This window comes from Candidatus Woesearchaeota archaeon (genome assembly GCA_027858315.1).
Taxonomy (GTDB): Archaea; Nanobdellota; Nanobdellia; order Woesearchaeales; family UBA583; genus UBA583.
In genome coordinates this window covers 1-7044 of the sequence record JAQICV010000027.1, presented here as the reverse complement: position 1 = coordinate 7044, position 7044 = coordinate 1, and the positions used below count along the sequence as shown (strand labels likewise).

General features: G+C 26.7%; 14 protein-coding genes and 1 other RNA gene. All 15 read left to right on the top strand.

Features of this window, described 5'->3' with window-relative positions:
- Positions 1–104 precede the first annotated feature (104 nt).
- Positions 105–332 (top strand): hypothetical protein, encoded by a 228-nt coding sequence (locus PF569_01910; GenBank protein ID MDA3854985.1) that lies wholly within the window; start codon positions 105–107, stop codon positions 330–332.
- A 44-nt stretch (positions 333–376) separates the two neighbouring features.
- Positions 377–724 (top strand): hypothetical protein, encoded by a 348-nt coding sequence (locus PF569_01905; protein MDA3854984.1) that lies wholly within the window; start codon positions 377–379, stop codon positions 722–724.
- Positions 725–745: 21 nt separating this feature from the next.
- Positions 746–1144 carry a hypothetical protein gene (locus PF569_01900; protein MDA3854983.1) on the top strand — a complete coding sequence of 133 codons (399 nt, stop codon included), beginning with the start codon at positions 746–748 and terminating at the stop codon, positions 1142–1144.
- Between the two features lie 505 nt (positions 1145–1649).
- Positions 1650–2021: a hypothetical protein gene (locus PF569_01895; GenBank protein ID MDA3854982.1), complete on the top strand. Its 372-nt coding sequence runs from the start codon at positions 1650–1652 to the stop codon at positions 2019–2021.
- Positions 2018–2167 carry a hypothetical protein gene (locus tag PF569_01890; GenBank protein MDA3854981.1) on the top strand — a complete coding sequence of 50 codons (150 nt, stop codon included), beginning with the start codon at positions 2018–2020 and terminating at the stop codon, positions 2165–2167. Before PF569_01895 ends, PF569_01890 begins: the two co-directional genes overlap by 4 nt.
- Positions 2164–2469 carry a hypothetical protein gene (locus PF569_01885; protein ID MDA3854980.1) on the top strand — a complete coding sequence of 102 codons (306 nt, stop codon included), beginning with the start codon at positions 2164–2166 and terminating at the stop codon, positions 2467–2469. Before PF569_01890 ends, PF569_01885 begins: the two co-directional genes overlap by 4 nt.
- Before the next feature lie 71 nt (positions 2470–2540).
- Positions 2541–2864 carry a hypothetical protein gene (locus PF569_01880; protein MDA3854979.1) on the top strand — a complete coding sequence of 108 codons (324 nt, stop codon included), beginning with the start codon at positions 2541–2543 and terminating at the stop codon, positions 2862–2864.
- A 4-nt stretch (positions 2865–2868) separates the two neighbouring features.
- A complete protein-coding gene (locus tag PF569_01875) occupies positions 2869–3354 on the top strand; it encodes a glucosaminidase domain-containing protein (protein MDA3854978.1) in 486 nt (161 codons plus the stop codon).
- An 11-nt stretch (positions 3355–3365) separates the two neighbouring features.
- Positions 3366–3686, top strand: a transfer-messenger RNA (tmRNA) gene (gene ssrA / locus PF569_01870).
- Between the two features lie 34 nt (positions 3687–3720).
- Entirely contained in the window at positions 3721–4185 is a 465-nt protein-coding gene (locus tag PF569_01865; protein MDA3854977.1) for a macro domain-containing protein, read from the top strand.
- Positions 4186–4818 carry a hypothetical protein gene (locus PF569_01860; GenBank protein ID MDA3854976.1) on the top strand — a complete coding sequence of 211 codons (633 nt, stop codon included), beginning with the start codon at positions 4186–4188 and terminating at the stop codon, positions 4816–4818.
- A gap of 298 nt (positions 4819–5116) precedes the next feature.
- Complete coding sequence (locus tag PF569_01855) at positions 5117–5356, top strand: hypothetical protein (GenBank protein ID MDA3854975.1); 240 nt, start codon at positions 5117–5119, stop codon at positions 5354–5356.
- Positions 5343–5990, top strand: a complete 648-nt coding sequence (locus PF569_01850) for a hypothetical protein (GenBank protein MDA3854974.1) — start codon at positions 5343–5345, stop codon at positions 5988–5990. Before PF569_01855 ends, PF569_01850 begins: the two co-directional genes overlap by 14 nt.
- Before the next feature lie 3 nt (positions 5991–5993).
- Positions 5994–6458 carry a hypothetical protein gene (locus PF569_01845; protein MDA3854973.1) on the top strand — a complete coding sequence of 155 codons (465 nt, stop codon included), beginning with the start codon at positions 5994–5996 and terminating at the stop codon, positions 6456–6458.
- A 231-nt stretch (positions 6459–6689) separates the two neighbouring features.
- Positions 6690–7044: hypothetical protein (locus PF569_01840; GenBank protein MDA3854972.1), on the top strand; the 355-nt coding region annotated here is incomplete at its 3' end.

Sequence of the window (7044 nt, the reverse complement as noted above, 5' to 3'; positions counted from 1 at the left end):
TAGATATTAAACTACTGGATCATATAATAATTGTTCCGGGATTTGATTATTACTCACTTGTAGATAATAATGATATATGAAAATAATAATCAAATTTAAGTACAATGGATGATATTTATAAAGATAAAACAAAAGAAGAAATAATTGATTTGGTGTATACTTTACATTTACAAAATACAAGTGGAAGAGAAACACCTGATGAAATGTTTAGATTAGGGATTGAAGCTTGTTATGAAGAACTGTGTGAGGTTTGCAATAATACTTGCTCTTATTGGGGATATCAATGCAACATAAATGAAATGTTCAAAGAATGTACTAAGTATCGAAAATAGCATATTACCAGTGTGGTTTAATTATTAATAACTAAAATTAAAGAATGAAAATAATTAATTTAACACCTCATCCAATTCATATTATGGATGATTTTAAAACAAGATTAAAAACGTATTCTTCAAAAGGTTTAGTACGTTTAGAAACAAATACAGTAGATGCTGGGATTATTATTGATAATATTCCTATAACTACTACTAAATTTAATGACCTGAAGTATTTTACTAAATCAAATAATGTAAAATCTTTTCCTAAATATAACACAGGAATTTTTTATATTGTTTCTCAATTGGTAAAATCTGCTCTCCCTGAAAGATCTGATCTTTTAGTACCTTCAAATATAATGAGGGATAGTAATGGAAATATTTTAGGATGTAAATCCTTAGGAATTTAATGACACTCAAAAATAGAGGTTATGTGTTTAATAACAGAACAAAACAAAGCAATTATATTAGAAGAAGATTTAATAGTTTACAAACTTATAAAAAAGATAGGTGATTGTTACTATTCTACATTTTTTGATTTTGATTGGACAAAGAATGTATTAGAAGAAGTCGTTATGAAATCTCATCAAACAGATTATGATGGTGGTGATGATGTACCTTTTGATACAACAGCAAAACAAGCTTATGAAGAATTCTTTAGAAACGAACTTACTGTTTGGAAAGAAGGATTCCATTTTGCTTTTCAAAAAAGTCGATTATTTTGTTATGGTGACAATGAAGAAGTAATGCCTTTTAAAATACCTAAAGGAGCTAAAATAGTAGAAGATTTAAGTGGCTTAGGTGTAACAAATGAAATAATGATGTTATGATAATATTAGGAATTTTATTTATGTTATCTATATCAATATTTACATTTTTGTTAGATGTTACAAGCGAAAACCCAAAAGAATTATATAGATATTATACAACTTTAATTTTAACTGGATTATTATGTATAATATTTTTAATAGGATTTTTATCCCTCTCTTTTCAATATTTCTCTCCTTAAGAAAATGTTGAAGTAGCAACTGTAAAAAGTTGCTTTGTTGGGGAAGATGGCAAGAATAGGTTATTGGAGTATCCACTTGTCTTAATTAAAACCATTCGTTAAAAGGTCGGTAAAATCCCGAATACGTTATTTAACACAATTGTTTGCGGAGCAATGTAAAACCGCACACTAAATCTTATAACTATGCTTATATTATTAATTATTTTATTATTAATATTTTTTGGTTCTTTAGAAGATCTAGCAAGAAAAGATTCTGAAGTTGGATTCTTTGGTATGATCTTCTCAGGAATTATTTTTATTATTGTCTTACTTATTTGGATTTTCTAATGGGGCCTAAAAGACCTACAATAGAGAAATACTATGAAGCATTAATTAAAATTGTTAGTGTTTTAGAAGATACTCCAAGATTTTTAAATGTTAAAGCAATTTCACAACAATTTAACATTGGAACACGATTTTTACCTGTAGCAGTTAAACTTAATATTATCAAAGTAAGAAGAAAAGGAAGAAAATTAATTTATTATCCTGAAATAGAGAAATGTTATTTACAACCTTTACATGCTAGAGATATTATTGAGACAATAAATTTAGAAGTAAAAAATTATACTTCGGATCAAACTGGTAAGAATAGTTTATCTAAAAAAGAGATCAGAGCTTTACAAAAAAGAGGTTATATATTTAAAAAGGTGAAACAATGAATGAATATTTAATTACTTATAATGATGTAAAAACTATTCGTATTCAACATGGTTCTGCACAACTTGCAAGAAATGTTTTAGTGCGAACTATTCCTAATGTTACTATAATTAATAGTACAGTTAAAATCCCTAAAAAGAAAAAATGAAAATTTTAGGAACAGCGCATGGAAATAAAAATGATCTTCATTTTCAAATTAAACGTGGAAACATAGGTACTTTTAGAGGAGTTCTTTTCTTTAATAGTACTTATGTTTGTATTACTAATTTCTCTTCAAAAAATGATGTTTTAAATAAAGAAGAAGTTTTTAAAAAGTTAAAAGAAGATTTTTTAGAAAAAGATTTTATTTTATTTACAAACAAGATTTTTAAGAAAAGAACAAGAGGTGGAGAAAAACAATTTCGATATTTTTTAATGAATAAATACCCTTTTTTAGTTTTAGGTGAATAATAGTATCCTTATAGTAAACTAAATGACATTGAAGGTAGAAAGTAACCTTAATTAATACCAATTTTTTTATTATGGCTGATATTATCATAACTACAAACTTACCTGGACAAGTAGAAGGTCCAGTGAAACACAGTAAAAAACAAAGTAATAAAGTTTATTATTCTTCAGGTTCTCCGGAAGTTCGTAAGATTATTCATACTGATAGGAATTTTACAAGCTGCCAAAGAATTTTACACATTGCAGAAAGTGTGGTGAAAAGTTGGGTAAAAGGAGACTGCCCAAATTGGGTAAGACCTTCAAATTGGAAACACATGACAACAAAACAACGATTAGTTGCTCATGTAAATTCTTTTGATGAAGGATTTGGAGTTTCTTATCAGGAAATCTCAAATTAATTCTATGAAAAACTTTTTAGTATTTTTATTATTTATTGTAATTTCTATTTCTATTTCTTTTAAAGAACCTCCAAAGATGAAATTACCAGAAGTAAAGAAAGATAAAATTATTACTAAGCAGGAAATATTAAGTTCTATTTGGAAAGAAATTATATATTTAAAATTAGAACATCCTGAAATTGTATATAGTCAAATCTTACTTGAAACTGGTTATTTAAGTTCAGAACTATTTAAAACTAATAATAATTTATTTGGAATGAGAATTTCTGGAAGCAGAGCAACTACTTCTAATAAAATTATTAATGGATATAAATGGTATCCTCATTGGAAGGATAGTTTATTAGATTATGCTTTATTGCAAATGGCTTTCTATAAAGGAAAGTCTAAAAAGGAATACCATGAGAAATTAAAAAGGGTTTATGCAGAAGATCCTTTTTATATAATAAAATTACAAAAAATACAAGAAACATTAGGAGATCCCTCAACATAGGGGGATCTTACGGGTCTGACTGATTTTGATTGCGAAGTAGTAAAATATTAAATTCATACACTGTGCTGAAGAGCCTTATACTTATTTATAACTGGCACTGTAATTAATTTACAAGCTAGAACTGAAGTTGCAATAGCAGCGTAAGTTCTCGGGTTATATAGAACCTTGGAACAGAATCTATATGTTTTCTTTATTTTTAAAAATGAAGTGGTGGAGTGATTGGTTTCTAGCCAGTCCCAGAAGAGAAGGACACTCTAAAAACCTATGTATGTAAATATGTTTAATATGAGAGGCTTTGTAAGACCCGGGTTTGATTCCCGGCAGATCCACGATTAAAACTATAATAAATAACAAAATTCACTAAATATGTATAGAGAAATAAAAGGTAATCTTATCACATTAGCTTTAAGTGGTACTTTTGATGTTATTGCACATGGATGCAATTGTTTTTGTACTATGGGAGCTGGAATTGCTAAAGATATTAGAAAAAATTTTAAAGAGGCTTATTCGGCAGATCTCCAAACATCTAGAAGTGACTATTTAAAAATGGGTAATTATAGTAAAGGATATAAATCTGATTTATGGGTAATAAATGCTTATATTCAATATTATTATGGACAAAATTCTCCTGGATGTAATCAATCATTAGATTATGAAGCATTAACAGTATGTCTAAGGAAAATTAATCAAGAATTTTTTGGACAACATATTGGTTTACCACAGATTGGTTGTGGTTTAGCTGGTGGAGACTGGAATAAAGTAAAAGAGATAATTCAAAAAGAATTAATTAATTGTAATGTAACAGTAGTAATTTACGAAAAACCTAATTAAATGGAAACAAAAAAACGAATGACAATTCATAGAGCACTATCAGAATTAAAACTCTTAGACTCTAGAATTTTAAAACAAATAGAAAAAACTAAACCAATAGGTATTAAACAACCTGGAAAATTAGTTAATAATTTTTATTCAGAGGAAGCTTTTATAGAAGCAGCTAAAGAGAATCATCAATCTATTACAGATTTAATTAATCGAAAGAATATGATTAAATTTGCAATCACAAAAGTAAATAGCAACACTTTTGTAAAAATTGGTGATGAAGAAATGACTATTTCTGATGCTATTAATTATAAGAGTAGTATGTATTTAATAGATTCTATAATTGATAAATACACACATATTTTAGCTCAAACAAAAAGTCAATATAACCTTTTAGATGAAAAAGTACAATCTGTTGCAATATCTTTAGCTGAAAAAGCACTACAAAAAGATAATGTAAAAATTGGGGATAACGATGCTTCTAATATTATTAATCCATACTTAAAAAACAACAAATGTTCTATTATAGATCCATTACAATTAGAAGCAACTATTGAAACAATGGAAGAATATAAAGAATCATTTATGTCAGAAGTAGATGCTGTTTTATCAGAAATAAATGCTACAACATTTATTGAGATTTAAAAAAATAAAGCTACTAATGCGAAAAACTTAAATTTAATCTCCCTGCCTGAGGATCAGAAGGCTTACTGGAAAAATATACGAACTATATAACATAAAAGTTAAAAGTTTAAAGTTTAAAGGTAAAAAATTAAAGTTTAAAGTTTATTCTGTTAAAGTTGAAATTTTAAACATCAAAGTTCTTTAAAATCCTTGATAAAGTTTTAAAGGAATGATTAATTATCCTAAGTTTTGCACAAGGCTGCATTATGTAACTTTTTTATTACTCTAATAGAAAATACAGATTTTAAAAACTAAAACTATGATTAAAAGTAGTATTGAAAAACTTTCAGATTCAATAGGATTTGAAATAGGAACAAGCGATGATATAACTCAGGCTAATTTATTAAATGGATTTTGTAAAGGATTAAGTAATTCTATATTGCAAAAAAGTGATATGGAAATGCAAATGTGTTACATGGCAGATAAATTAAATGATACAACTGAGAATGTTTTAATTGGATTAGTAGAATTCATTAAATTGAAAAATGAAAACATTTAGAGAGATTGCAGAAATGCATTACACCCAAGAAACGACAACTGTATTTGATGAACAATACAAACAAACAAGAATTAATGCTCTTGAAAAATTACTAATTGAACAATTAACTATAAGCGAACGTTTATTTCTATGTTCTCGTTGCAAAACTGAATATAGAACAGAAAGTCAAGAAACTTATATAGGATGTTGTATAATGCCAGTTAATTATAGAACAAGTGGAATTTGCGGTGGTGAATTAATTGAAATAAATGAAAATTTAAACAATATGGAAGAAGAAATGGATATTTATGCACCAGAAGGAACTAAAGTAAAATATACTGGTCAAAATGGATCTAACAATGATCAAGAATATGCTAATAAACACTTGAAGATTGGCAATACCTATACAATTGCATTTACAGATGTTGATGATTATCATACTGATGTATGTTTAAAAGAAGTACCTAATCAAGTATTTAATTCAGTACATTTTACTTCTTTTGTAAAACATGAAATGACAAAAGAAGAATTTATTACAGAAAGAACAAGGATTATAAGTGAAATGCTTGATAACCCTGGTGAATGTGGAATTTATCCAACAGGTAAATGTTTTGAACAACTTGATGAATTATTTGATAAAATAACTGCTAATTAAAAAATGAAAAAAGAAATAGTAATTTTTGATTTAGATGGTACAATTGCTTTAATTGATAAACGTAGAGAGTTGTCTATACAAGATGGAAAACTTAATTGGGATATATTTTTTAATCCAGAGAATATTCATTTAGATGAACCTAATATTCCTGTTATTAAGACACTTCAGACATTACACAAAGATTATCAAATTTATATATTTTCAGGAAGATCTCAGCGAACAAGAAAGGTTACGGAAAATTGGCTATATAAGGAAAATATTCCTTACCATCTTTTACAGATGCGTCCAGAAAATGATTATACTCCTGATGATAAATTGAAATATCAGTGGTTACATCAACTAATACAATATGACCACATTAATTCTAAGTCAAAGATATTATGTGTTTTTGATGATCGTGATAAAGTAGTAAATATGTGGAGAAATGAAGGTATATCTTGCTTTCAAGTTGCTCCCGGTAATTTTTAACTATATGTTAATAGAACAATTAGAAAATTCTATACAAAGAATAAATAATACTAAAGAATTAATAGAACGTGGAATTGAAAAGAATAAAAAAGTTCAGTATAATGAAAAATGAAATAAAAAGTTTATCAAAATGTTAAAAGAACTTTCTAATTCTTGTGATAGTTTTAAAGATAAATGGGGTAAAGAACTTCATTATTTATAATAAAGTTAGATAATTAAAAAATAATTATTATGAAAGATTTTATAAAAACATTGTATGAACAAGCAGAAGTAATGTACCAAACAGGTAAATTATTTAAGAGTTCTATTTCTGGACATAAAGTTTGGGAATTATACCTAAATAATTTTTCTGCTGATGACGATCCTATTTTTAGAGACCCAAATAGTTCTACTCATAATTGTGATACATGCCATAATTTCATTAAAAGGTATGGAAATATCGTAACTATTAATGAAAATTATGAAATTATTACATTATTTGATACTATTTGTGAAGAAGAGTATGTAGATTCTGCTAGAGTAATTTCTGATACTCTTAAAAATGCACCTATTTCTGAGGTATTTTTTGAGACTTTTGAAGACCTTA

Bases quoted from the DNA above. Each gene is read 5' to 3' on its own strand.
- PF569_01910 (MDA3854985.1), top strand. From the start codon at position 105: ATGGATGATATTTATAAAGATAAAACAAAAGAAGAAATAATTGATTTG.
- PF569_01905 (MDA3854984.1), top strand. From the start codon at position 377: ATGAAAATAATTAATTTAACACCTCATCCAATTCATATTATGGATGAT.
- PF569_01900 (MDA3854983.1), top strand. From the start codon at position 746: ATGTGTTTAATAACAGAACAAAACAAAGCAATTATATTAGAAGAAGAT.
- PF569_01895 (MDA3854982.1), top strand. From the start codon at position 1,650: ATGGGGCCTAAAAGACCTACAATAGAGAAATACTATGAAGCATTAATT.
- PF569_01890 (MDA3854981.1), top strand. From the start codon at position 2,018: ATGAATGAATATTTAATTACTTATAATGATGTAAAAACTATTCGTATT.
- PF569_01885 (MDA3854980.1), top strand. From the start codon at position 2,164: ATGAAAATTTTAGGAACAGCGCATGGAAATAAAAATGATCTTCATTTT.
- PF569_01880 (MDA3854979.1), top strand. From the start codon at position 2,541: ATGGCTGATATTATCATAACTACAAACTTACCTGGACAAGTAGAAGGT.
- PF569_01875 (MDA3854978.1), top strand. From the start codon at position 2,869: ATGAAAAACTTTTTAGTATTTTTATTATTTATTGTAATTTCTATTTCT.
- PF569_01865 (MDA3854977.1), top strand. From the start codon at position 3,721: ATGTATAGAGAAATAAAAGGTAATCTTATCACATTAGCTTTAAGTGGT.
- PF569_01860 (MDA3854976.1), top strand. From the start codon at position 4,186: ATGGAAACAAAAAAACGAATGACAATTCATAGAGCACTATCAGAATTA.
- PF569_01855 (MDA3854975.1), top strand. From the start codon at position 5,117: ATGATTAAAAGTAGTATTGAAAAACTTTCAGATTCAATAGGATTTGAA.
- PF569_01850 (MDA3854974.1), top strand. From the start codon at position 5,343: ATGAAAACATTTAGAGAGATTGCAGAAATGCATTACACCCAAGAAACG.
- PF569_01845 (MDA3854973.1), top strand. From the start codon at position 5,994: ATGAAAAAAGAAATAGTAATTTTTGATTTAGATGGTACAATTGCTTTA.